The following is a 22,649-nucleotide window of genomic DNA, read 5'->3' as shown; positions in this document are numbered from 1 at the left end:
CCGGTGGACTCCAGGGGGCTACAGGGCGACGGGGGCGTCGTCGACGGGGGCGGGGGCGCGACCGGTGACGGCCAGGAAGGTGTCCTGGAGGGTGGCGTCCAGGGAGCCGCCGTACCGCAGCTTGAGCGCGCCCGGTGTGCCCTCGGCGGCGACCGTGCCGCCGTCCACGATCACCAGGCGGTCGGCGAGGGCGTCGGCCTCGTCCAGGTAGTGGGTGGTCAGGAAGACGGTCGTGCCGTGCTCGTCGCGCAGCCGGCGCACCAGGTCCCACAGGTCGGCGCGGCTGCCGGGGTCGAGGCCGGTCGTCGGCTCGTCCAGGAACAGCACCTCGGGGCGGTGGGTCAGGGCCATCGCGATGTCCAGGCGGCGGCGCTGACCGCCGGAGAGCGCGGCCGTCCTGCGGTCGAGGAGGCCGCTCAGGTCGAGTTCGCGGGCGAGTTCCCCGACGCGGGCGACGGCGTCGCTCTTGGACAGCCGGTAGAACCGCGCCTGGGTGACCAGCTCCTCCCGGACGCTGATCGCCGGGTCGACGCCGCCGGACTGGGCCACGTACCCGGAGACCCGGCGCACTCCGGCCGGGTCGGTGACCAGGTCGTGCCCGGCGACGGTGGCGGTGCCGCCGGTCGGCTTCAGAAGGGTGGTGAGCATGCGCAGGGTGGTCGTCTTGCCGGCGCCGTTGGGGCCGAGGAAGCCGAGGATCTCGCCCTCGTGGACGGTGAGGTCGACACCGCGTACGGCGTCGACGGGACCGGCTTTCGTCCGGAAGGTGCGGGCGAGGTTCGCCGCGCTGATGACTTCTGCCATGCCCCACAGAAAAACAGAGCCCCTGCAAAATTACAATGGCTCCAACTTTTAAGAAGGTGCAGCGAAGCTAGGATGGCGGGCATGGCTGAGGGGCTCAGGGAGCGGAAGAAGCGGCAGACCCGGCAGTACATCTCCGATGTCGCCACCGGGCTGTTCCTCGAGCGCGGCTTCGACGCGGTGACGGTCGCGGAGATCGCCGACGCGGCGAACGTCTCCGTGAACACGGTCTACAACTACTTCCCCGCCAAGGAGGACCTGTTCCTCGACCGCTCCGCAGGGATGGTCGACCGCCTCGCCCGCTGGGTCCGGGGCCGTGCCGAGGGCGAGTCCGCGGCGGCGGCGGTGCTGCGCGAACTGCGGGACGAGATCCGGGCGGTGTCCCCCCGCGTCGGCCTGCTCGCGGGCTACGCCGACTTCATGCGCGTGATCCAGGAGGCGCCGGCCCTGCGCTCCCGGCTCTGGGCGCTCGCCCAGGAGGTGGAGGCCGGCCTGGAGCAGGTGCTGCGCGAGGAGACCGGGGCGGCCGAGGGCGACGAGCTGCCGAGCCTGATGGCCGGTCAGATCAGCTGGATCCACAGCACGGCCATCCGGGTCATCGGCCGCGAGATGCTCAAGCGGCGCGAGCCGGGCGAGGTCTCACGGGAGGTGCTGGCGCTGCTGGACGACATCGAGGAGCTGCTGAGCGAGCGGGTGCTCGGTTATGCGGTGCGCGGCTAGCCCAAGAGGGTGGTGCCGACGGGGTGGTGTCAACAGGGCGCCGCCCGGGGCCTTTTCGCCCGGCGCGGGCGTAGTGCCGCGAACACGCACCGTGTCGGCCGCCGTTCGGGCGCTGTTCGGATCGCGGAGGAAGCCGTCCCGATGTGACGTCCGTCAAATGAGACGTGACGCGCATTACTTACTGGTCACACGGCCGCTTCGGAGCGCTATCGTCCGCCGAAGGCACACAGGTCCATAGCGGGTATCAGCGGGAAGAGGGAGTCGGACGTGGCAGGGAAGCTCGCCGTCATCGGGGCCGGTCTCATGGGGTCCGGTATCGCTCAGGTCGCCGCGCAGGCGGGCTGGGAGGTCGTCCTCCGCGATGTCACCGACGAGGCGCTGGCGCGCGGCACCGACGGCATCAAGGCGTCGTACGACAAGTTCGTGAGCAAGGGCAAGCTGGACGCGGCCGACGCCGAGACCGCCCTCGGCCGCATCACCCCGACCACCGACCTGGACGCCGCAGCGGACGCGGACATCGTCGTGGAGGCCGTGTTCGAGAAGCTGGAGGTCAAGCACGAGATCTTCCGCGCGCTCGACAAGATCGTGCGCCCGGACGCCGTGCTCGCCTCCAACACCTCCGCCATCCCGATCACCAAGATCGCGGCGGCCACCGAGCACCCCGAGCGGGTCGTCGGCGTCCACTTCTTCTCGCCGGTGCCGATGATGAAGCTGGTCGAGCTGGTGCGCGGCTACAAGACGAGCGACGAAGCGCTCGCCACCGCACGGGAGTTCGCCGAGTCCGTCGGCAAGACCTGCATCGTCGTCAACCGCGATGTCGCCGGGTTCGTCACCACCCGCCTCATCTCCGCGCTCGTCGTGGAGGCCGTCAAGCTCTACGAGTCGGGCGTGGCGACCGCCGAGGACATCGACCTCGCCTGCAAGCTGGGCTTCGGGCACGCCATGGGCCCGCTCGCCACCACCGACCTGACCGGCGTGGACATCCTGCTGCACGCCACCGGGAACATCTACACCGAGTCCCAGGACGAGAAGTTCGCCCCGCCGGAGCTGATGCGCCGGATGGTGGATGCCGGTGACATCGGCCGCAAGAGCGGGCAGGGCTTCTACACGTACTGATCGGCGTACTGACGCGTCCCGGTACCGAGTTCACTCCCGAAGCATCACCCTCAGGGGTGAATTCGGTATCGGTTCGCTTACAAGCAGCAACCGCACCGCCACGCATTCAGTCAGACGGTGCACACCATTGATACGGAGTTGGCCACAACCGCACTCGACGGGGAGCGCATATGTACATCAGGGGCGACCACGCCGAGCTGGTCGTCGGGGGCCGCCTCGACGTCCGCAGCGCGGCGGACGCCCGTACGGCCCTGCACCTGGCCGTCGACGACGGCGCCGGCGACCTGGTGCTCGACCTGTCCGAACTGGACTCCTGGGACGCCACCGGGCTCGGTGTGATCATGGGGGCCCACCGGCGGGCCGGCCGCTGCGGGCGCCGCCTGGTGCTGCGCGCCGTACCGCCGCAGATGCAGCGCCTGTTGGTGGCCACCCGGCTGCACCGCATCCTCGCGATCGAGGGCGGCATCGGGGTGGAGTCGCTGCCCCGGGTGTGACCCGGCGCCCACGGCGCGAGAAGGGGCGCAAGCGCACCGGACGGTCAATCCGCGGCGGACCGTGACGTCTCGGACCACCGGGCACCCCGGCCTGTCGTGGATACTGGGCAAAGGTTTAGTGTTCGGTCGCCCGCCCGACTCGCAACCCTCGACCGCGCGGGCCCGGACCGGAGCGACAGTGCGACGTGCGGCAGGCCGGGAGGGGCCGTAACACGAGCACACGACGCTTATGGGGGGCTTGAACCCATGGACCCGATCACCCCTGGGCCTGAGGAGTACGGACACACGGGCGCCCGACGCCCGCCCCGGGACCCCCTCACCGCCGACTTCGGCCCGAGCACGCCCGCGCCCGCCCGTACGGCGCACCTGGTCACCGGCGATCTGCTGCTGACCGTCAACCCCGTGGACGGCAGCGAGATCGAGCCCTGCCCGCCGGCCCGGCGCCCGGGCAGCCCCCGCAAGCGCGGCGCCGCCGAGCGGGCCGAGGCCGAACGCGCGGCCCGGCCCCCGGTGCCGCCGGGCCCCGCCCAGCACCCGCTGCCCCTGCTGGAGCGCCAGGAAGTACGCGAGCGGCTGGTACGGCTGCTCGCGCGCGGCCGCACCGTACGGCTCACCGGCCCCGGCGGGTCCGGCCGCAGTGCCCTGCTCGACCTGGTCGCCGACGACTGCCACGACCTCGCGCCCGACGGCGTGGTGCGCCTGTGCGGCATCCACCGCACCGCCGAGGACCTGCTCCACGACCTCTTCCACACCGTCCACGACGCCCCCGGCCACCGCCCCGAGCGCCTCGATCTGCGGGCGCCGCTCGCGGAGATCGGCGCGGTCGTCGTGGTGGACGACATCGAGTTCGGCGGCGCCGAGCTGGACGAGCTGCTGGAGGCGACGCCCGAGTGCGCCTTCCTGTTCTCCGCCACCCCGGACGTGCCCGCGCCGACCGCCGAGGCCGATGTCGAGGAGGTCTTCCTCGGCGGGCTCGACCGGGCCGGCGGGGTGGACATCCTGGAACGCGCGGCCGGGCGGGTGCTCACCGAGGAGGAGGCCAACTGGGCGGGCGACCTGTGGTTCGAGTCCGAGGGGCTGCCGCTGCGGTTCGTCCAGGCGGGCGCGTTGCTGCGGCAGCGGGACCAACTCCGGGCCGACTCCGGGGCCGTGGACGAGTACGGCGTCTTCGAGGACGTACGGCCCGTGGTCAACCCGGTGCAGGAGTTCACCGACGAGAGTGGTCCGCTGCCCTCGCTCGGCGAGGCCGCCGCGCCCGCGCCGCTGCTCGCCTCCCGGCTCAGCGCCGCCGCCCGCGCCACCCTGCGCTTCGCGGTCGCCCTCGGCGGCGAGGTCCCGCACCAGGCCCATCTGCCCGCGCTGGTCGGCGACACCCACGCCGACGCGGCGCTCGGGGAGCTGGCGGGCTGCGGCCTGGTCTCCCCGGCGGGCTCCCGGTACCGGCTCGCGGCGGGCGTGCGCACCCAGCTGGAGGCCGCCGGGTACGGCGACGACGCGCCGGAGCGGGCCCGTACCGCCGCCCGGCACTATGCCTGGTGGGCAGGGCACCCCTCGGTCACCCCGGAGCGGGTGAGCGCGGAGGCCGACGCGGTGCTCGCGGCGCTGGCGGCCGTGGTGCCGCCGGTCGAGGGCGACGGCGGTGAGGCGGTACGGCTCGCCCGCACCGCCGCTCCCGCGTTCGCCGCCGCGCTGCGCTGGAGCGCCTGGGAGCGGGCGCTGCGCAGCGGTGCGCAGGCCGCGCTGCACTCCGGCGAGGTGCCCGAACAAGCCTATTTCCACCATGAGTTGGGGATTCTCGCGCTGTGCGGGGGACGGCTGGACCGGGCCCGCGCGGAGCTGGAGGCGTCGACCGGGCTGCGCGGCGCGCTCGCCGACAAGCGGGGCGCGGTCGCGGGGCGCCGGGCGCTGGCGCTGGTCGCGGACCGGGCGGGGGAACTGCCCGGCCTTCCGGTGCCGGTGGTCGTGGGGGAGCCCGCGACGGAGCCGGTGCCCGCGCTGCCGTCCGTGCTGTCGGTGCCCGCCGTGCCGGACACCCTGGTCTCCCCGCGGATCGTCGCCGCGCCCCCGGCGAAGGGGCTCGGCATACGGCGGATCGCGCGCCGCAACCTGGTGGCGGCCGGCTCCGGCGCGCTGCTCGCGGCGGTGCTGGGCACGGTGGTGACGCTCGGCATGACGTCCCACGACAGCGACGACAAGAACCCGGCGGGACGGGCCGACGACAACCCCGCCACGAGCCAGGACGCGGGCGACCCGGACACCGGTCAGGACCAGGCCCCGGCGCAGGACCCGGGCACGGCCTCGCGGCCGTCGACGGGCCACCGTGCGACACCGGCCCCGTCGGGCACGTACGCCGGGACGGACACTCCGGCGCGGCCGTCGACGAGCCCCACGGCGAATCCGACGGGCCCGACGGGTTCGGCTACGGGCGGCGCCGGCGGCGGGGGAGGAAGCGGCAGCGCGAGCACGAGCCCGACGCCGACCAGGACGAAGCCGTCGTCCCCGCCCCCGACCAAGCCGACCCCGCCGACCACACCCCCGACCTCGCCGACCGGCTCGCCCACCCCGCCGCCCCCGACGGGCTCGCCCTCGGACTCGGCGAGCGACACGTCGTCGTTCACCAAGTCGGCGTCCGGGGCGGCCTCCCCGACGGACCCGGCCTCGGACCCGGCGGAGCAGGGGCAGATGTGAGAAACGGCGGTGCCGGACCGGCCCGAGGCCGGTCCGGCACCGCCGGTCACCACTGCGCGGGTTGAGCGCCGTCGCGACGGAAGGGGATACGCCGGGCCTCCTTAAGGCCCCGCCCCCTCAGAACAGCCGCAGCTTGTCGTCCTCGATGCCGCGCAGGGCGTTGTAGTCCATGACGTGGCAGTCGATGCCCCGGTCGGTGGCGAGGACGCGGGCCTGGGGCTTGATCTCCTGGGCGGCGAAGATGCCGCGGACCGGCGCGAGGTGGGGGTCGCGGTTGAGCAGGTCGAGGTAGCGGGTCAGCTGCTCCACGCCGTCGATCTCACCGCGCCGCTTGATCTCGATCGCGACCGTCCGGCCCTCGGCGTCCCGGCACAGGATGTCCACCGGGCCGATGGCCGTCATGTACTCGCGCCGGATGAGCGTGTAGCCGTCGCCGAGGGTCTCGATGCGGTCGGCGAGCAGCTCCTGGAGGTGCGCTTCCACGCCGTCCTTGATCAGACCCGGGTCCACACCCAGCTCGTGCGAGGAGTCGTGGAGGATCTCCTCCATCGTGATGATCAGTTTCTCGCCCGCCTTGTTGACGACGGTCCACACGCCTTCGTCCTCGCCCGCGCCCTCCTTCAGCGTGCAGGGCGGCGACATCCAGTTGAGGGGCTTGTAGGCCCGGTCATCGGCGTGGATGGAGACGCTGCCGTCCGCCTTGACCAGGATCAGGCGGGGCGCCGAGGGCAGGTGGGCGGTGAGCCGGCCGGCGTAGTCGACCGAGCACCGGGCAATGACGAGACGCATGGTCGGCAACGCTACTCGACACCCGCCGCCGTACGCGATTCGCCCGAGCCGCTCCCTGTGGATCGCCCCACTTGTCACTGCTTTGTCCCTGGAAACTCTTGTTCATCCATGGCCGATTGTGGGTGCAACCCGACCGTTCCATATACGCATTCTGGTGGTGTGGTCACCGACCGTTGCCTACCGTAGGGAACGGGAGGTCGCGGTCCATGTACTCAGCGTGTTTTTCGGCGCCGAACTCCCTTTATCCGTCCGGCAACCCCTGTTCACCAGGGGTGCGAGAGGAGAACCCATGTCGCTCGACGTCTCACCGGCCCTACTCGACGCGGCCGAGCGAGGCGAGGTCGACGAAGCGGAATTCGTCGACTGCGTCCGGACCTCCCTGCCCTATGCATGGGAGATGATCAGCTCCCTGGTGGCCCAGCTGAAGGTGGACGGCGGTCCCTTCGCCGACAACCAGACGCCCCCGCCCAACGAGCAGGCACGCGGTCAGCTGCTGCGCGCCCTCGCGAGCGACGCCATCCGCGGCGCGCTGCAACGGCACTTCGGCGTGCGGCTGGCCTTCCAGAACTGCCACCGGGTCGCGGTGTTCCCGCTGGACGCCTCGGTGGACGAGACGCTGACCCGCTTCACCTCGGTGCGGGCCCAGCTGCTGAACCAGTCGCCGGAGTTTCGGGACTGCTGACCCGCGGCCCCGGGACGTCCGGGGCGGTGCGTCGCCTGCTTGCCGCTCCACCCGTGCAAGGCGTCATCGGCGCTGGGGCGGCAAGCCCCCCAGGTGGCCTGCCCTCCATGCCTGTTCGCCCGCTTTCGCCGGTCGGACGACAGGCGGTCCGTCAGCGCAGCTGCGGGAGCACCTCGGCGCCCAGGCGGCGCAGGGTGTCCTCCGTCGCCGCGAGATCGCCGGAGCCCTCGACCAGCAGGGCGAAGCGGGAGATGCCCGTGCGCTCGGCGGTGGCCGCCAGCCGGTCGCCGGCGAGCCGGGGGGTGCCCACCGGGTGCAGCCCGCAGAGCAGTTCGGTGTAGGCGACCGGGTCGCGCATCGCCCGCGTGCGCCCGTCGACCGTCACATGCGCGTCGAGTCCTTGTTTCAGCCAACCCGGCATCGCCTTGAGCAGGGTCTCCGCCGCGTCCTGGCGGCGGTCGGCGAGCTGGCAGACCCCGGCCGCGACATGCGCGGCGTCCGCGATCTCCTCGGGCGTCCGCCCCGCCGCGCGGGCACTGCGCCGCCACAGCGCGACCATCTCGGCCTTCTCCTCGTCGCCCGCGTGCATCCCGAGCAGCATCGGCAGCCCGCGCTCCGCGGCCAGCCGTACGCTCTTCGGCGAGGTGCAGGCGACGACGACCTCCGGACCCGGGCTGTCCGTCAGGGCCTGGTCGGGACGGGGTACGACGGGCACCTCGCGGAACACGAAGCGCTCACCGGAGGCGCCCACCGAGGGCTCGCGCAGCCAGCGCAGCAGCAGATCGAGTGACTCGGGGAACCCGTTTTCGTACGCGTCAAGGCCGCTGCCGAACACCTCCAGGTCAACCCAGGGCCCGCCGCGGCCCACCCGAGGGTGAACCGGCCGCCGCTCGTCAGATGCAGCAGCGCGGCCTGCTCGCCCAGGGCGACCGGGTGGACGGTGGGCAGTACGCTGACGGCGGTGCCCACCCGGATCCGGCGGGTGCGGCCGAGCAGCAGCGCGGCCAGGGTGACGGCGGACGGACAGGTGCCGTACGGCACGAAGTGGTGCTCGGCCAGCCATACCGAGTCGAGCCCGGCCTCCTCGGCGACCTCCGCCGAGCGGACCGCCCGGTGCAGGGCCTCCCCCTGGCCCTGGCCCGGAAACTGGGCGCCCAGCACAAAGCTTCCTACGTACATCGCATTTCCCGCTTCCTCGGCTCCGACCCGAGCTCCCCCACCGGCATAACCGTCTGACACGTGCCAAGGACACGGCTTGGCAGGGTAATTTGCGGATTGTCTTCAGAATCGGCCGTTCCGGAGGGGGACTTGCGCCGGTTGGCGGCCTTCGCGTACCCCGCACGGCGGCGCGTACGCTGGACGCAGCCCTTGCTTGCCACCGAGCCCCGAGAGGTGTCCCGTGTCCCCGCGCCGCAACCGACCGAAGGCCGCCGATCCGACCGGCCGCAGCGCCGAGGACGACCGCACCGGGCGGTACGGCGGCTTCCAGGCCGCGGAGGACTGGCAGGGCGAGGAGTGGAGCGTGCGCCATGTCGCGGGCGCGAGCGCCCAGGGCAAGACCTACCGCTGCCCCGGCTGCGACCAGATGATCCCCTCCGCGGTGCCGCATGTGGTGGCCTGGCCGGAGCACGCGGGCGTGGACGACCGCCGGCACTGGCACAAGTCCTGCTGGAACGCGCGAGACCGCCGCACCACACGGGTGCAGCGGTCTCGTAACGCGCCGAAGTTCTGAGGAACCGGCCGGTCACACGCCCCGGCCGGTCACACGCCCCGGCCGGTCACACGCCCCGGCCGGTCACACGTCCCGGTTGCGCAGCAGCGCGTACGCCCCCGCGCCGGCCACCGCGGCCAGCCCCAGCATGATCCACAGCGGGTCCCAGTTCCGGGGCCCGGAACCGCTGAGCGTGCTGTCGTAGAAGACCCCGAGCTGGCTCGGGAAGCTGTACTCGAACAGGAAGTCGCGCACCGAGTGCAGCGACTCCGTGGCCATGAACAGGGCGAGCACCAGCGGGGCGAGCACCAGGCCGATCATGATGGTGATGCCGCCCGCGGAGTGCCGGATCATCGAGCCGACGAACAGCGCGAGCAGGCCGAGCAGCGCCATGTAGAGGCTCACGCCGACGGTGGCCTTCAGCCAGTCCCCGCCGGAGGGCGACTTTGTGCCGGAGCCGGACAGCATGGACGACTGCACCATCGCCACGAAGGTGACCGACACCAGGGAGACCACGAAGGCGACGGCGAAGAACACGATCGCCTTGGCGGCCAGCACCCGGCCGCGGCTCGGGCACGCGGTCATCGTCGTCCGGATCATGCCGGTGCCGTACTCCGAGGCCGTGGTCAGCACGCCGAGCGTGATGACGCACATGTTGCCGACGAGCAGGCCGAAGAAGCCGAAGGAGAGCGGGTTGGTGCCGTCCAGCGAGGACTCGCTGGCGTGCGCCGACACCAGCGCTCCGACCAGCAGGCCGATGCCCACGACGAGGAACACGAAGACGCTGAGCGTCCAGATCGTCGAGCGGACCGACCTGATCTTCGTCCACTCCGAGGCCACCGCGTGCCCGAGGTGGGTGCGCACGACGGGGATCGGCGAGGTGTAGCCGGGGTACGACCCGCCGGGCGCCGCCTGCCAGTCGGGCGCGCCGGGGGCCTGCGGCATCGGGGGCTGGTGGGTGCTCATCGGGCGTCCTCGGGCTGGGTCGGGTCGGCGGCGGGGGAGGAGGCGTCGGGCGTGGCGGGGGCGGCGGCCGGGGCCGGGGGAGCGGCCGGGGCCTGCGGGGCCTCGGCCGCCGGCTGGGCGTACGGGTTCGCGGCCGGGGCTCCCTGGCCCGCGGGGGCGCCCGGAGCGCCGTACGCGCCCGCCGGGGCGCCCGCGTACGGTCCCGAGGGCGCGCCGGGGCCGCCCGCCGGCATCGCGAAAGGCTGCCCGCCCTGCTGGGGCGGCGGCGGGGCGTACCAGCCGGGCTGGCCCTGCCCCGGCACCGGCACGGGCGGCTCGGCGCCGGGCGGCAGCGGCTGCTGGAGGCCCGCCTTCTGGTCGATGGTGGAGCGGTAGTCCACCGCGCCCTGGGTCATCCGCATGTACGCCTCCTCGAGCGACGCCTGGTGCGGCGACAGCTCCCACAGCCGTACGCCCGCCTCGTGCGCGAGGTCGCTGATGCGGGGCAGCGGCAGGCCCATCACGCGCAGCGCGCCGTCCTGCTCCGGCAGCACATGGCCGCCCGCCCCGGTGAGCGCGGCGCCGAGCTTCTCGCGCAGCTGCGGCTCGGTGTCGGGGGTGCGCACCCGCGCGAAGTCGGCGGAGTTGGCGGAGATGAAGTCCTTCACGCTCATGTCGGCGAGCAGCTGGCCGCGTCCGATCACGATGAGGTGGTCGGCGGTCAGCGCCATCTCGCTCATCAGATGGGAGGAGACGAAGACCGTACGGCCCTCGGCGGCCAGCGCCTTCATCAGATTGCGCACCCAGAGGATGCCCTCGGGGTCGAGGCCGTTGACCGGCTCGTCGAAGAGCAGCACCTGGGGGTCGCCGAGCAGCGCGGCGGCGATGCCGAGGCGCTGGCCCATGCCGAGCGAGAAGCCCTTGGAGCGCTTCTTGGCGACGTCCTGGAGGCCGACCACGCCGAGCACCTCGTCGACCCGGCGGGCCGGGATGCCCGAGAGCTGGGCGAGGCTCAGCAGATGGTTGCGGGCGGAGCGGCCGCCGTGCACGGCCTTGGCGTCGAGCAGCGCGCCGACCTGGCGGGGCGCGTTGGGCAGCCTGCGGTACGGATGACCGCCGATGGTCACCTGGCCGGACGTGGGGTTGTCCAGGCCGAGGATCATCCGCATCGTGGTGGACTTGCCCGAGCCGTTGGGCCCGAGGAAGCCGGTCACGGATCCCGGTCGTACCTGGAAGGAAAGGTTGTACACGGCCGTCTTGTCGCCGTACCGCTTCGTCAGGCCAACAGCCTCGATCATGCTCCGCACCCATCGGAAGATTCAGGACAGCGGAAAACCGCCCCCGTAAGGGTTAGGAGGATAGCCGGGCGCTGACGGTTCCGCCCAAAGAAAAGTAAAGCTGAAGTAATACGCTGCGTGAACGCGGCCTCTACTGCGCGTCCCGGTGCCTGAGCAGCGCATATCCTCCCGCGAGCGCGGCGATCACCCACAGCGCCATGATCCCGAGCCCGCCCCACGGCCCGTACGGGGTGCCGTCGGGATGCGGCACCGCCTGCATGATCCGGCTGCCGGCCTGGTCGGGCAGGTACTGGCCGACCTTCTTGGTGGTGTCGACGGCGGCCAGGATGTTGGAGATCAGGAAGAAGAACGGCATCAGGATGCCGAGCGAGAGCAGCGGTGAGCGCAGCATGGTGGCGACGCCCATGGAGAACACCGCGATCAGCGTCAGATACAGCCCGCCGCCGACCACCGCGCGCAGCACCCCCGGGTCGCCGAGCCCGGCGCGGTAGGGGCCGAGCACGGCCTGGCCGAGGAAGAACGTGGCGAAGCTCGTGACCATCCCGACGGCCAGGGCGAGCGCGCCCGCCACCGCGGTCTTGCCGAACAGGAAGACGCCCCGGCGCGGTACGGCGGCCAGCGAGACCCGGATCATGCCGGTGCTGTACTCGCTGGTGACGACCAGCACGCCGAACACGATCATGGCGAGCTGGCCGAGGGTCATCCCGGCGAAGCTGGTGAAGGTCGGGTCGAAGGCCAGCCGCTCCTGGACCGGCATCGAGTCGTACTCGTTGCGGGTCAGCGCGGAGATGAGCATGCCGATGCCGATGGTGACCACGACGGCGACCGAGAGGGTCCAGCCCGTGGACGACACCGACCGGATCTTCGTCCACTCGGCGCGGAGGCTCTGGGTGACCTGGGCGCTCGTCATGGCGTACCCCCTCGCCAGTCGGCACCCCAGTCCGCCGGGGCGGACTCCGCCTGCGCGTGGTACTCCACCGAACCCGCCGTCAGCCGCATGAACGCCTCCTCCAGGGAAGCCTGCCGCGGGCTCAGCTCGTGCAGGACGACGCCGTGCCCCGCGGCCAGCTCCCCGATCCGCTCGGCCTTGTCGCCCTCCGCCTCCAGCGCCCCGTCCGCCGCCTCCGTCACGGTGACCCCGGCCTCGTGCAGCGCGTCCAGGAGCCGTTCGCGCTGGGGGGAGCGGACGCGGACGTAACTGCGCGCGTGCCGCCGGATGAAGTCCGCCATGGAGGTGTCCGCGAGCAGCCGGCCCTGCCCGATCACGACGAGGTGGTCGGCGGTCTGCGCCATCTCGCTCATCAGATGGGAGGACACGAAGACCGTCCGCCCCTGCGCGGCCAGTGATCTCATCAGATTGCGGATCCAGTGGATGCCCTCGGGGTCGAGCCCGTTCACCGGCTCGTCGAACATCAGGATCCGGGGGTCCCCGAGCAGCGCGGCCGCGATCCCCAGCCGCTGCGACATGCCGTACGAGAACCCCTTGGCCTTCTGCCGCGCGACGGCCATCAGCCCGACCGTCTCCAGCACCTCGCCCACCCGGGCGCGCGGGATGCCGTTGCTCTGCGCGAGGCACAGCAGATGGTTGTAGGCGCTGCGCCCGCCGTGCATCGCCTTGGCGTCCAGCAGCGCGCCGATGTACGTCAGCGGGTCCGTCAGCTCGTCGTAGCGCCGGCCGTCGATCCGCACGGCACCGGCGGTGGGATGGTCGAGCCCGAGGATCATCCGCATGGTCGTGGACTTCCCGGCGCCGTTGGGCCCGAGGAACCCGGTGACGATGCCGGGCCGCACGGTACATGTCAGACCGTCGACGGCCACCTTCTCGCCGTACCGCTTGGTCAGCCCGTCCAGCTCGATCATGCCGCCACGCTAGAACGGGACAAAGCCCCCTGCCACTTGAAGCAGGGGGCTTTCGAAGGCGCGGAACCCTATCGGGACTGCTGCGCCGGGACCCCACGAGAGACGGGCTCGTCCTCGCCCGTCGTGCCGGCGGCGGCCACCGCCGCGCCGGTCAGCGTCGCCAGCATCTCGCGCACGTTCGTCAGCTGCGCGTTGATGCTGTCGCGGCGGTTGGTGAGGGCCGCCAGCTCACGCTCGGACTCGGAACGGATGCGGTCCGCCTTGGCGTTGGCGTCGGCCACGATGTCCTCGGCCTGGCGCTGGGCGGTCTCCACCGTCTGGCGGGCGCGGCGCTCGGCGTCGGTGCGCAGCTTCTCCGCCTCCAGGCGCAGCTGCTCGGCGCGGTGCTCGATCTCCGCCAGCCGCTTCTCCGCCTTCTGCTGACGCGAGGCCAGGTCGCGCTCGGACTGCTCGCGGCGCTTGGCCAGGTTCGTCTCGAAGTCGGCGGCGGCCTGCGCGGCCTTGGCGCGGGTCTCCTCGAAGAGGGCGTCCGCCTCCTCACGCTTGGACTGCGCGTCCTTCTGCGCGTCGGCCCGCAGCTGAGAAGCCTCGCCCTTGGCCTTCTCGACGATCCGGGTGCCCTCGTCCTCCGCCTTCGCCTTGCGCTCGGTGGCGTAGGACTCGGCGTCGTTGCGCACCTGCTGGGCGGCCGACTCGGCCAGCTCGCGGTGCTGTTCGGCCGCGCGGCGGGCCTCCTCACGCAGCTCCTTGGCCTCTTCCTCGGCCAGGCGCAGGATCTTCTCGACCCGAGCGCCGAGACCCGCGTACGACGGCTCGGCGTCGCTGACCTGGGTCTGGGCGTTCTGCGTCTCGAGGTGCAGCTCCTCGATGCGCTTTTCCAGGGCGGTGATACGGGCGTTGGCCTGGTCACGTTGGGAGACGAGGTTGGAGATACGTTCGTCCACCTGAGCGCGGTCGTACCCACGCCGCACAAGCTCGAAGCCGTAGGGGGAAGTGTCGCTCATGGGGTTCCTGTCAAATGAGACCGGTGAGGTGATAGGGGGAATCCTAGGCGCCGAAGCGGTGTGTCATCGAGCGGATACGTGTTTGATCTGGAGAATGACACCTCTTTTGAGTGGCTGACCGTCAGAGGACTTGCCAATGAGCAGGGCAAAGCCCTCAGTCGACACCGAAACACCCTTCGGATGCTAGCTGTCTGACGACTTGCCACCCGAACGGGGGGCTCCGACCGTCGCGCTCGCCTTGACCGAACCGTCCTTGCCCGCACCCGGTGTCTCGAAGGACTCCAGCGCGTCCAGCACCTCCTGGACACGGGAGATCTCGGCGTTGATGTCCTCGCGCCTGCGCACCAGGACCTCCAGCTCCCGCTTGCCCTCCTCGACCGAGCGCCGCGCCTCCTGGATCGCCTCCGCCTTGAGCTCCTCGGCCTCCTTGACCAGCCGCGCCTTCTTCTGCTCGGCCTCCTTCAGCAGGCCCTCTGCCTTCTTGACGGCCGCGATGCGCACCTTGCCCGCCTCGGAGTCGGCGTCCGAGCGGATCTCCTTCGCCCTCGCCTGGGCCTTCTCCAGCTGCTCCTCGGCGGCCTTGATGAGCGCGTCGCAGCGGTCACCGGTGGACTTCATCGTCTCGGCGGCCTCGCGGCGGGCCCGGGTGTGCAGCTCCTCGATCTCGGCGGTGACCCGCTCGCGCAGTTCCTCCGCCCGCTCCCGGATCGCGGTCGCGTCCCGGCGCGCGCCCACCAGCAGCTCGTCCGCGTCCGTCCGGGCCTTCTCCACCAGGGAGTTGCCCTCGATGGTCGACTCGGCGACGATCCGCTCGGCCTCGCTGCGGGCCGCGCCCACCATGGTGTCGGCCTGCGCCTCGGCGTCCGCCGTGGTCTGCTGCGCCTGCTGCTGTGCCTCGGTGAGCAGCTTGTCGGCCTCGGCCGTGGTCTCGCCGATGAGCTTGTCGACCTGCTCGGCCGCCTCCGAACGCCGCTTGTTGGCGTCCTTGCGGGCCTCGTCCATGGTCCGCTCGGCCTCTTCGCGCGCCGTGGCGAGCAGCCGCTCGGCCGCCGCCCGGGCGTCCGCCTCGACCCGCTCGGCCTCGGCGCGCGTCCGCTCGGCGTGCGCCTGCGCGGAGCCCACCGTCTCGGCGGCCTCGGCCCGCAGCCGCTCCGCCTCCGTGGTGGCCTCGCCGACCAGCTGCTCGGCCGCGGCCCGCGCCTCGGCCCGCACCCGCTCGGCCTCCGTCACGGACTCCGTGCGCACGCGCTCGGCTTCCGTCACGGACTCCGTGCGCAGCCGCTCGGCCTCGGTCATGGACTCCGAGCGGACCCGCTCGGCCTCCGCCACCGACTCCGTGCGCACCCGCTCCGCCTCGGCCGCGGTCTCCGTCCGGAGCCGCTCCGCCTCCGCGACTGTCTCCGTCTGGAGGAGTTCGGCCTCCTTGCGGGCCTCCGTGATGAGCGTGTCGGCCTGCGTCGCCGCGTCCGAACGGATGCGGTTGGCGTCCTCGCGGGCGTCCGCCCGGGTCCGCGCCGCCGCCTGGTCGGCCTCCGCCAGCGCGTCGGACGCCTCGGTGCGCACCCGCTGCGCGTACTCGCCCGCGTCCGAACGCAGCCGCTCGGCCTCCGCCGTCGCCTCCGCGAGGGTCCGCTCGGCCAGCTCCCGGGCCGCCTCGGACTCCTCCCGCGCCTCCTGCCGCAGCCGCCCGGCGTCCTCGCCCGCCCGCTCCCGCTCGGCGTGCGCGTCGGCCCGCAGCCGCTCGGCCTCCTCCTCGGCCTCCCGCTTCGTACGCTCCGCCGCGTGCTCGGCGGCCGAGCGCAGCCCGGCGATCTCCTCCTGCGCCTGCTCGTGCAGCCCGGCCACGGACTCCCGCACCTGCTGCGCGTGCTGCTCGGCGGCGGACACCATCTCGCCGGCCCGCCGCTCGGCCTCCTCGACCAGCCGGACCGCCTCGGCCTGCGCGTCCTCGACCCGCTTGCGCGCCGAGGCCAGCAGCTCCTCGCTCTGCTCGCGGGCCCGCCGGCGCTCCTCGTCGGCCTCCTCGCGGGCCGCGCCCAGCAGCTCCTCCGCCTCGCGGCGGCGCCGGGCGGCCTCCTCCTGCGCGGCGGCCAGCGTCTCGGACGCCTCGGCGGCCAGCCGCTCGGCGGCGGACTGCGCCTCCGCGCGCACCCGGTCGGCGCTCTCCTGCGCCTCGGTCTTCAGCCGCTCCGCCTCGGCCGCGGCCTCGCCCCGCAGCCGTACGGCCACGGCCTCGCCCTCGGCGCGGGACGCGGACGCGTCGGCCGCCGCCTCGTCGCGCAGCCGCTCCGCCTCGGTCTCGGCCTGCTCCTGGAGCGCCCGGATCCGCTCGGCGGCCTCGGTGCGCAGCCGCTCGGCCTCCTCGGCGGCCTCCTTGCGGATGCGGGTGGCCTCCGCACGGGCCTCGGTCAGCGCCTGCTCGGCCGAGGTGAGCCGCTCCTGCGCCTCGGTCCCCAGCCGGGTCAGCTCCTCGGCGGCCTCCGCGCGCCGCGCCTCGACCGCCTTGTCGGTCTCCTCGCGCAGCTCCCGGGCCGCCTTCTCGGCGTCCCCCTTGACGGACTCGGCCTGCTCGTCGGCCTCGGTGCGCAGCCGCTCGGCCTCCGCACGGGCGCGCTCCAGGGTCTCCTCGGCCTGCCGGCGCAGCGACGTGGCCCGCTCGATGGCCTCGGTGCGGACCTTCTCGCTGTCGGTGGTCGCCTTCTGCCGCAGCTCGTCGGCGTCCGCCTTGGCCTTGGCCAGCAGCTCCTCGGCGGACTTGGCCGCCTCCTCGATCTTGGTGACCGACTCCCGGCGGGCCTCCGTGCGGATCGACTCGCCCTCGGCCACCGCGTCGGAGCGCAGCTGCTCGGCCTCGCCGCGCAGCCGGCGGGCCTCCTCCTGGAGCTCGACCGTCTTGGCGCGGTACTCCTCGGTGTCGTCCTTCGCCGCGCCCTTGAGCTGCTCGGCGATGTCATGCGCCTCGGCGCGCAGCCGGTCCGCCTCGGCCTCGGCCTCGTTGCGGATCCGCTCGGCCTTCTCGGCGGCCGCCCGGGTGGTCTTCTGGGCGTCCTCCGACGCCTTGTTCAGGACCTCCTCGGCGGTCCTGGCCGCCTTGGACAGCTGGGTCGCGGTCTCCTCGGCGGTGGCCGTACGGGCCTTCTCGGCGGCCTCGGCGAGGATCTTCTCCGCCTCGGCGCGCGCGTCCGCCACCAGCTGCTCGGCGTCCGAACGGGTGGCCTCGGCCTCCTTCGTCGCCTCCCCGACCAGCCGCGCGACCTGCTCCTTGGCGGTGCGGGTGCGGGTCTCGTTGGCGGCCTCGGCGCTCGCCAGCTTCTTGGCGGCGGCCTCCTCGGCCTCGGTGACCAGCCTCTCGGCCTCGGACTGCGCCTTGCGCAGCGCCTCCTCCGCCTCGGCCATCTGCTTCTCGGCGGCCCGGCTCAGCTCGCCCGCCTGGCGGCGGGCGGTGTCCGACTCGGTGGCCGTGGTGGTGCGCAGCCGCTCGGCGTGCTCGGTGGCCTCCTGCGCCTGCGTGGACGCGGTGGTCAGCAGCCGCTCCGCGTCGGTGCGGGCCCGGCGCAGGATCTGCTCGGCCTCGGAACGGGCCTCCTCGGCCTCGCCGCGCAGCCGGTCCCGGGCCTGAAGGGTCAGCCGCTCGGCCTCCGCGCGGGCCGTGGCCATCGCCTGCTCGGCCTCCGCGCGCGACTCGTCGAGGAGCCGGCGGGCCTGCTGCTCGGTACGGGCCCGCAGCTGCTCCGCCCACGCCACGTTCTCGTTGACGTGCGACTCGACGGTCGCCCGGCGCTCGGCCAGCTCCTGATCGAGCTGCTGGCGCCGGGTGACCGCCTCCTGGTGCAGCTCGGCCTGGAGCCGCGCGGCCTGCTCGGCGTGCTCCTGGAGGATCCGCTGGGTCTGCGCGCGGACCTGGCTCAGCTCGCGCTCGGCGTCCTGCCGCAGCTGCTCCGCCTGCATCTGGGCGTTGCGGAGCAACTGTTCGGCCTGGTAGCCGATGTCGCCGCCGTCGAAGGCGGGACGGGTCATCAGGGTGCGGCGCGCCTCGTGCAGCTTGGCGCGCAGCACCTCGACCTGGTAGCCGAGGTCCTCGGCGTGCTGGATCGCCTTCTCCCGCTCGGTCCTCAGCCGCTTCATATCGGCCTCGAACCGAGAGAGGTGGTCGACGTCGTCAGCCGCCGGCTCTCGCTCCTGGCTCTCGTAGCCCCGCACTGCGCGGTCCCATCCGTCCCCTGGTCAGCTTCTCCAACGAGCCACGTCCAACCGCCGAACGGGGCCCCCGGGGAAATGGTGTCAGATCAACGGCGGAGCACTGCCTGCTGCCCCGACGCACGTCCCCCGAAACCCGGACCCCGGCATGCGGCCGCCCCGGTTCGCGGGACGACCGCCCCCAACCCTACCGGCCCTTATGTACGGCGGTCAGTGCTCGGGAGACTCAACAGGCGCCGAAGTCACCAGTTCTGTGAGGACACCATGGCAGTCCTTGGGGTGCAGGAAGGTGATCCTGGACCCCATGGAACCGCGTCGCGGCTCGTCGTAGAGCACCCGCACGCCCTTGCTCCGGATGTCCTCGGAGTCGGCGTCGACGTCCGCCGTGCCGAAGGCGATGTGATGCACGCCCTCGCCGTTCTTGGCCAGCCACTTGCCGACCGCGGAGTCCTCGCGGGTCGGTTCCAGGAGCTGGAGGTAGGAGGCACCGCCGTCCGAGGTCTCGTTGATCTTGAGCATGGCCTCGCGCACGCCCTGTTCCTCGTTGACCTCGGTGTGGAACACCTCGAAGCCGTAGGTGGCCCGGTAGAACTCGACGGTGGCGTCGAGGTCGTGGCAGGCGATCCCGATGTGGTCGATTCGCGTCAGCATGGTTTCAGTGCAGCGCCACGGCGGTGGTTACGCAACGTGCGCGCGATCACACCGACTGGACGATGACGGCACTGAGTGCCTCTCAGTACATTCGAGGTAAACCCTCGTTCACTCCTCGGCTCTGCGTAGCTGGAAGGGGATCGCACCTCATGTCTTCTGGAACGAACAGCTCGGTGATCGTCGCGGGCGCCCGTACGCCCATGGGACGACTGCTGGGCTCCCTGAAGTCCTTCTCCGCGGCCGACCTCGGCGGTCTCGCGATCAAGGCCGCCCTCGACCGCGCGGGCATCGGCGGCGACCAGGTGCACTACGTGATCATGGGCCAGGTGCTCCAGGCCGGCGCCGGCCAGATCCCGGCCCGCCAGGCCGCCGTCAAGGGCGGCATCCCGATGAGCGTCCCGGCCCTCACCGTCAACAAGGTCTGCCTCTCCGGGCTCGACGCCATCGCCCTGGCCGACCAGCTGATCCGCGCCGGCGAGTTCGACATCGTGGTGGCCGGCGGCATGGAGTCCATGACCAACGCGCCGCACCTGCTGCCCAAGTCCCGCGAGGGCTACAAGTACGGCTCGATCGAGATGATCGACTCGATGGCGCACGACGGTCTGACCGACTCGTTCGAGGCCATCGCCATGGGCGAGTCCACCGAGCACCACAACACCCGGCTCGGCATCGGCCGCCTCGCGCAGGACGAGATCGGCGCCCTGTCCCACCAGCGGGCCGCCGCCGCGCAGAAGAACGGCGTGTTCGAGGCGGAGATCACCCCCGTGGAGATCCCGCAGCGCAAGGGCGACCCGATCCTGTTCAGCAAGGACGAGGGCATCCGCGCCGACACCACCGTGGAGACCCTGGGCAAGCTGCGCCCGTCCTTCACCAAGGACGGCACCATCACCGCCGGCACCTCCTCGCAGATCTCCGACGGCGCCGCCGCCGTGGTCGTGATGAGCAAGGCCAAGGCGGAGGAGCTGGGCCTTCAGTGGCTCGCCGAGATCGGCTCGCACGGCAATGTGGCGGGCCCGGACAACTCGCTGCACTCCCAGCCGTCCAACGCGATCCTCAACGCCCTCAAGAAGGAGGGCAAGGAGGTCGCCGACCTCGACCTGATCGAGATCAACGAGGCGTTCGCCTCCGTCACCGTGCAGTCAATGAAGGACCTCGGTGTGTCCACGGAAAAGGTGAACGTCAACGGCGGCGCGATCGCGCTCGGCCACCCGATCGGCATGTCCGGCGCCCGCCTCGTGCTCCACTTGGCGCTGGAGCTCAAGCGCCGGGGCGGCGGCCTCGGCGCGGCCGCGCTGTGCGGTGGCGGCGGCCAGGGCGACGCGCTGATCGTGCGGGTACCGAGGGCCTGAGCCCTTCCGGCAGGTCGTGAAGCGAACGGAGCTGTGTGATGCAGGACGTCTCCTCCCTGGTGGCCCAGGCCAGGGACGGCAGGCCGCGGGCCGTGGCCCGGCTGATCTCCCTGGTGGAGGGGGCGTCCCCGCAGCTCAGGGAGGTCATGGCGGCGCTGGCCCCCTTGACCGGCAACGCGTACGTGGTGGGCCTGACCGGCTCGCCGGGCGTCGGCAAGTCGACCTCCACGTCCGCGCTCGTCACGGCGTACCGCAAGCAGGGCAGGCGGGTCGGCGTCCTGGCCGTCGACCCGTCCTCGCCCTTCTCCGGCGGCGCCCTGCTGGGCGACCGGGTGCGCATGTCGGAGCACGCCTGTGACCCCGGCGTCTACATCCGCTCCATGGCGACCCGCGGCCACCTCGGCGGCCTCGCCTGGTCCGCCCCGCAGGCGATCCGGGTCCTGGACGCGGCGGGCTGTGACGTGGTCCTGGTCGAGACGGTGGGCGTCGGCCAGTCCGAGGTGGAGATCGCCGCCCAGGCGGACACCAGCGTGGTGCTGCTGGCCCCGGGCATGGGCGACGGCATCCAGGCCGCCAAGGCGGGCATCCTGGAGATCGGCGACGTCTACGTCGTCAACAAGGCGGACCGGGACGGCGCCGACTCCACCGCCCGCGAGCTGAACCACATGCTGGGCCTCGGCGAGGCCCGCAAACCCGGCGACTGGCGGCCGCCCATCGTGAAGACGGTCGCCTCCCGCGCCGAGGGCGTGGACGAGGTGGTCGAGGCGCTGGACAAGCACCGCGCCTGGATGGAGGAGCACGGGGTGCTCACCGAGCGCCGGCGCGCCCGGGCGGCCCGCGAGGTGGAGACCATCGCGGTCACGGCCCTGCGCGAGCGCATCGGGGACCTGCACGGCGACCGGCGCCTGAGCGCCCTCGCGGAGCGGATCGTCGCGGGCGAACTCGACCCGTACCGCGCCGCCGACGAACTGGTGGCGGGGATCACCGAGGGCTGAGCCTGGCCGACTCCGGGTGCCTCCCGCTACCTTGTCCTCCGTGTTCCTCCTCCTGGCATAGGGCCCGCCCCGCACGCGACGCCGTGACCGATCCGGCGCTCGCGTGCCTCGGCATGCCCTTCTCCCGCCTCCACCAGAGGAACTCTCCGCATGTCCACGCACGCTCCCGTGCGGCCTTCGTACGCCGCCGTGCTGCGCCTTCCGGGCGCCCGCCGCACCTTCGCCGCGGCCCTGACCGCCCGTCTCTCCTACGGCACCGTCTCCCTCGCGGTGATGCTGTCCGTCACCCGCGCCACCGGCTCCTACGCCGTCTCCGGGGTGGTGATGTCCCTGTTCGGTGCCGCGTCGGTCTTCCTGATGCCGGTGCGCGGCGCCCTGATCGACCGGCACGGGCCGCGCGGTGCCCTCGCGCCCATGGCGTGCGTGTACGGCGCCCTGCTGACCGTGCTCGCCGCCCTGACCTGGCACCCCGGGGCACCGGTGGCCCCGCTCGCCGTGACCGCGGCGCTGGCCGGCGCGTGCACGCCCCCGCTGGGGCCGACGATGCGCGCGCTGTGGGCCGAACTCGCCCCCGACCGGCACCTGTTGCAGCGCGCCTACAGCCTCGACGGTGTCGCCGAGGAACTGCTCTACGTCTCCGGGCCGCTCCTGGTCGGCGTCCTGACCGGGTTCGCCCCGCCGGCCGCCGGCATCCTGCTCAGCGCCCTGCTGATCGTGGGCGGCACGGCGGTGTTCGTCGCCTCCCCGGTGCTGCCGGGGCCGCGGCCCGCCGCCCGGGGCGTACGGCTCGGGGGCGGCTCCGGTCCGCTCGCCCCCGCCGTCGTCGCCCTCGGCGTCGGGCTGACCCTCAGCGGGGTGGACCTGCTGACCATGGCCTACGCCTCCGCGCACGCGTACGACACCGATCTCGTGCCGTGGGTCCTGGGGGCGCTGTCCGCGGGCAGCGCGCTCGGGGGCCTCGTGAACGGGGCGGTGCGCTGGACGGCCCCCGCCCGCACGCGGCTGCTCCGCTTCTCGGTGGCGCTGGGGCTGGTGGTCGCGGCGGCGGGTCTCGCGCCCGGCCTCTGGGCCCTCACCGCCGCGCTGGCGCTCGCCGGGGTCTTCTTCGCCCCGACCCTGACGACGGCGTACCTCGCGGCCGACGAGTCCGTGCCCGCCGCGTCCCGTACGCAGGCCGGGGCGTGGGTCAACATGGGGGTGAACGCGGGCAGTTCGGCCGGGGCGCTGGCGACGGGGCTGCTGATCGGCCGGATGCCGCTGGGGGTCTGCTTCCTGGTGGCGGGTGCGACCTCCCTTGCCGCCGCCGCGGCCGGGTGCCTCCCGCGGGCCCGTCGTGGCTGAGCGCGTGG

The 22,649-nt window shown here is 72.8% G+C and carries 18 protein-coding genes and 1 pseudogene; 9 read left to right on the top strand and 10 right to left on the bottom strand.

Going from position 1 to position 22,649, the window contains the following annotated elements:
* Positions 1–18 precede the first annotated feature (18 nt).
* Positions 19–804, bottom strand: a complete 786-nt coding sequence (locus GHR20_RS11775; protein ID WP_153813139.1) for an ATP-binding cassette domain-containing protein — start codon at positions 802–804, stop codon at positions 19–21.
* An 81-nt stretch (positions 805–885) separates the two neighbouring features.
* Here GHR20_RS11775 and GHR20_RS11770 point away from each other — a divergent pair, with 81 nt between their 5' ends.
* The 4 genes from GHR20_RS11770 to GHR20_RS11755 all read left to right on the top strand — a co-directional run bounded on the left by GHR20_RS11770 (position 886) and on the right by GHR20_RS11755 (position 5,819).
* Positions 886–1,521: a TetR/AcrR family transcriptional regulator gene (locus GHR20_RS11770; RefSeq protein ID WP_111584851.1), complete on the top strand. Its 636-nt coding sequence runs from the start codon at positions 886–888 to the stop codon at positions 1,519–1,521.
* 267 nt (positions 1,522–1,788) lie between these two features.
* The gene (locus GHR20_RS11765) at positions 1,789–2,637 is read left to right on the top strand and encodes a 3-hydroxyacyl-CoA dehydrogenase family protein (protein ID WP_153813138.1); all 849 of its coding nucleotides are present in this window, start codon (positions 1,789–1,791) and stop codon (positions 2,635–2,637) included.
* Positions 2,638–2,807: 170 nt separating this feature from the next.
* On the top strand, positions 2,808–3,131 hold the full coding sequence (locus tag GHR20_RS11760; protein ID WP_148023583.1) for an STAS domain-containing protein: 324 nt from the start codon (positions 2,808–2,810) through the stop codon (positions 3,129–3,131).
* A 246-nt stretch (positions 3,132–3,377) separates the two neighbouring features.
* Positions 3,378–5,819 carry an ATP-binding protein gene (locus GHR20_RS11755; RefSeq protein WP_153813137.1) on the top strand — a complete coding sequence of 814 codons (2,442 nt, stop codon included), beginning with the start codon at positions 3,378–3,380 and terminating at the stop codon, positions 5,817–5,819.
* A 117-nt stretch (positions 5,820–5,936) separates the two neighbouring features.
* On the opposite strand, the gene nucS is transcribed toward GHR20_RS11755, so the two are convergent.
* The gene (gene nucS / locus GHR20_RS11750) at positions 5,937–6,608 is read right to left on the bottom strand and encodes an endonuclease NucS (protein WP_181516436.1); all 672 of its coding nucleotides are present in this window, start codon (positions 6,606–6,608) and stop codon (positions 5,937–5,939) included.
* Positions 6,609–6,897: 289 nt separating this feature from the next.
* On the opposite strand from nucS, the gene GHR20_RS11745 reads away from it, so the two are divergent.
* The gene (locus tag GHR20_RS11745; RefSeq protein WP_037656476.1) at positions 6,898–7,290 is read left to right on the top strand and encodes an SCO5389 family protein; all 393 of its coding nucleotides are present in this window, start codon (positions 6,898–6,900) and stop codon (positions 7,288–7,290) included.
* Positions 7,291–7,441: 151 nt separating this feature from the next.
* On the opposite strand, the pseudogene GHR20_RS11740 reads toward GHR20_RS11745, so the two are convergent.
* A pseudogene (locus GHR20_RS11740) lies at positions 7,442–8,469 on the bottom strand (LLM class flavin-dependent oxidoreductase).
* Positions 8,470–8,689: 220 nt separating this feature from the next.
* On the opposite strand from GHR20_RS11740, the gene GHR20_RS11735 reads away from it, so the two are divergent.
* Complete coding sequence (locus GHR20_RS11735; protein ID WP_111584636.1) at positions 8,690–9,022, top strand: ATP/GTP-binding protein; 333 nt, start codon at positions 8,690–8,692, stop codon at positions 9,020–9,022.
* A 63-nt stretch (positions 9,023–9,085) separates the two neighbouring features.
* Here the strand turns inward: GHR20_RS11735 and GHR20_RS11730 are convergent, their stop codons facing one another.
* The 7 genes from GHR20_RS11730 to mce form a co-directional block, all read right to left on the bottom strand.
* Positions 9,086–9,967, bottom strand: a complete 882-nt coding sequence (locus GHR20_RS11730; protein WP_148023585.1) for an ABC transporter permease — start codon at positions 9,965–9,967, stop codon at positions 9,086–9,088.
* Positions 9,964–11,244 carry an ABC transporter ATP-binding protein gene (locus GHR20_RS11725; protein WP_153813136.1) on the bottom strand — a complete coding sequence of 427 codons (1,281 nt, stop codon included), beginning with the start codon at positions 11,242–11,244 and terminating at the stop codon, positions 9,964–9,966. Before GHR20_RS11725 ends, GHR20_RS11730 begins: the two co-directional genes overlap by 4 nt.
* A 130-nt stretch (positions 11,245–11,374) precedes the next feature.
* The gene (locus tag GHR20_RS11720; RefSeq protein WP_153813135.1) at positions 11,375–12,154 is read right to left on the bottom strand and encodes an ABC transporter permease subunit; all 780 of its coding nucleotides are present in this window, start codon (positions 12,152–12,154) and stop codon (positions 11,375–11,377) included.
* Positions 12,151–13,104, bottom strand: coding sequence for an ATP-binding cassette domain-containing protein (locus GHR20_RS11715; RefSeq protein WP_153813134.1), 954 nt, complete (start codon positions 13,102–13,104; stop codon positions 12,151–12,153). Before GHR20_RS11715 ends, GHR20_RS11720 begins: the two co-directional genes overlap by 4 nt.
* Positions 13,105–13,172: 68 nt before the next feature.
* The gene (locus GHR20_RS11710; RefSeq protein ID WP_111584631.1) at positions 13,173–14,108 is read right to left on the bottom strand and encodes a cellulose-binding protein; all 936 of its coding nucleotides are present in this window, start codon (positions 14,106–14,108) and stop codon (positions 13,173–13,175) included.
* A gap of 183 nt (positions 14,109–14,291) precedes the next feature.
* The gene (gene scy / locus GHR20_RS11705) at positions 14,292–18,308 is read right to left on the bottom strand and encodes a polarized growth protein Scy (protein ID WP_153813133.1); all 4,017 of its coding nucleotides are present in this window, start codon (positions 18,306–18,308) and stop codon (positions 14,292–14,294) included.
* 207 nt (positions 18,309–18,515) lie between these two features.
* Positions 18,516–18,956: a methylmalonyl-CoA epimerase gene (mce, locus tag GHR20_RS11700; protein ID WP_111584629.1), complete on the bottom strand. Its 441-nt coding sequence runs from the start codon at positions 18,954–18,956 to the stop codon at positions 18,516–18,518.
* A 149-nt stretch (positions 18,957–19,105) separates the two neighbouring features.
* Between mce and GHR20_RS11695 the strand changes: the two genes are divergently transcribed.
* From GHR20_RS11695 to GHR20_RS11685, 3 genes are all read left to right on the top strand, one after another.
* Positions 19,106–20,305 (top strand): acetyl-CoA C-acetyltransferase, encoded by a 1,200-nt coding sequence (locus GHR20_RS11695; protein ID WP_153813132.1) that lies wholly within the window; start codon positions 19,106–19,108, stop codon positions 20,303–20,305.
* Between the two features lie 38 nt (positions 20,306–20,343).
* On the top strand, positions 20,344–21,300 hold the full coding sequence (meaB, locus tag GHR20_RS11690) for a methylmalonyl Co-A mutase-associated GTPase MeaB (RefSeq protein WP_153813131.1): 957 nt from the start codon (positions 20,344–20,346) through the stop codon (positions 21,298–21,300).
* 150 nt (positions 21,301–21,450) lie between these two features.
* Positions 21,451–22,641 carry an MFS transporter gene (locus GHR20_RS11685; protein WP_153813130.1) on the top strand — a complete coding sequence of 397 codons (1,191 nt, stop codon included), beginning with the start codon at positions 21,451–21,453 and terminating at the stop codon, positions 22,639–22,641.
* Positions 22,642–22,649: the final 8 nt, after the last annotated feature.

Origin of the sequence: Streptomyces sp. SUK 48, from assembly GCF_009650765.1 — a bacterium.
Taxonomy (GTDB): domain Bacteria; phylum Actinomycetota; class Actinomycetes; order Streptomycetales; family Streptomycetaceae; genus Streptomyces.
The sequence above is the reverse complement of the archived record's forward strand: the minus strand, read 5'-3'. Positions and strand labels throughout refer to the sequence as shown.

Excerpts from the sequence above, each read along its gene's own strand:
- GHR20_RS11775 (WP_153813139.1), bottom strand. The coding sequence starts at position 804 with ATGGCAGAAGTCATCAGCGCGGCGAACCTCGCCCGCACCTTCCGGACG.
- GHR20_RS11760 (WP_148023583.1), top strand. The coding sequence starts at position 2,808 with ATGTACATCAGGGGCGACCACGCCGAGCTGGTCGTCGGGGGCCGCCTC.
- mce (WP_111584629.1), bottom strand. The coding sequence starts at position 18,956 with ATGCTGACGCGAATCGACCACATCGGGATCGCCTGCCACGACCTCGAC.
- GHR20_RS11715 (WP_153813134.1), bottom strand. The coding sequence starts at position 13,104 with ATGATCGAGCTGGACGGGCTGACCAAGCGGTACGGCGAGAAGGTGGCC.
- GHR20_RS11725 (WP_153813136.1), bottom strand. The coding sequence starts at position 11,244 with ATGATCGAGGCTGTTGGCCTGACGAAGCGGTACGGCGACAAGACGGCC.
- GHR20_RS11770 (WP_111584851.1), top strand. The coding sequence starts at position 886 with ATGGCTGAGGGGCTCAGGGAGCGGAAGAAGCGGCAGACCCGGCAGTAC.
- GHR20_RS11710 (WP_111584631.1), bottom strand. The coding sequence starts at position 14,108 with ATGAGCGACACTTCCCCCTACGGCTTCGAGCTTGTGCGGCGTGGGTAC.
- GHR20_RS11745 (WP_037656476.1), top strand. The coding sequence starts at position 6,898 with ATGTCGCTCGACGTCTCACCGGCCCTACTCGACGCGGCCGAGCGAGGC.
- GHR20_RS11720 (WP_153813135.1), bottom strand. The coding sequence starts at position 12,154 with ATGACGAGCGCCCAGGTCACCCAGAGCCTCCGCGCCGAGTGGACGAAG.
- meaB (WP_153813131.1), top strand. The coding sequence starts at position 20,344 with ATGCAGGACGTCTCCTCCCTGGTGGCCCAGGCCAGGGACGGCAGGCCG.
- nucS (WP_181516436.1), bottom strand. The coding sequence starts at position 6,608 with ATGCGTCTCGTCATTGCCCGGTGCTCGGTCGACTACGCCGGCCGGCTC.
- GHR20_RS11730 (WP_148023585.1), bottom strand. The coding sequence starts at position 9,967 with ATGAGCACCCACCAGCCCCCGATGCCGCAGGCCCCCGGCGCGCCCGAC.
- GHR20_RS11685 (WP_153813130.1), top strand. The coding sequence starts at position 21,451 with ATGTCCACGCACGCTCCCGTGCGGCCTTCGTACGCCGCCGTGCTGCGC.
- GHR20_RS11755 (WP_153813137.1), top strand. The coding sequence starts at position 3,378 with ATGGACCCGATCACCCCTGGGCCTGAGGAGTACGGACACACGGGCGCC.
- GHR20_RS11695 (WP_153813132.1), top strand. The coding sequence starts at position 19,106 with ATGTCTTCTGGAACGAACAGCTCGGTGATCGTCGCGGGCGCCCGTACG.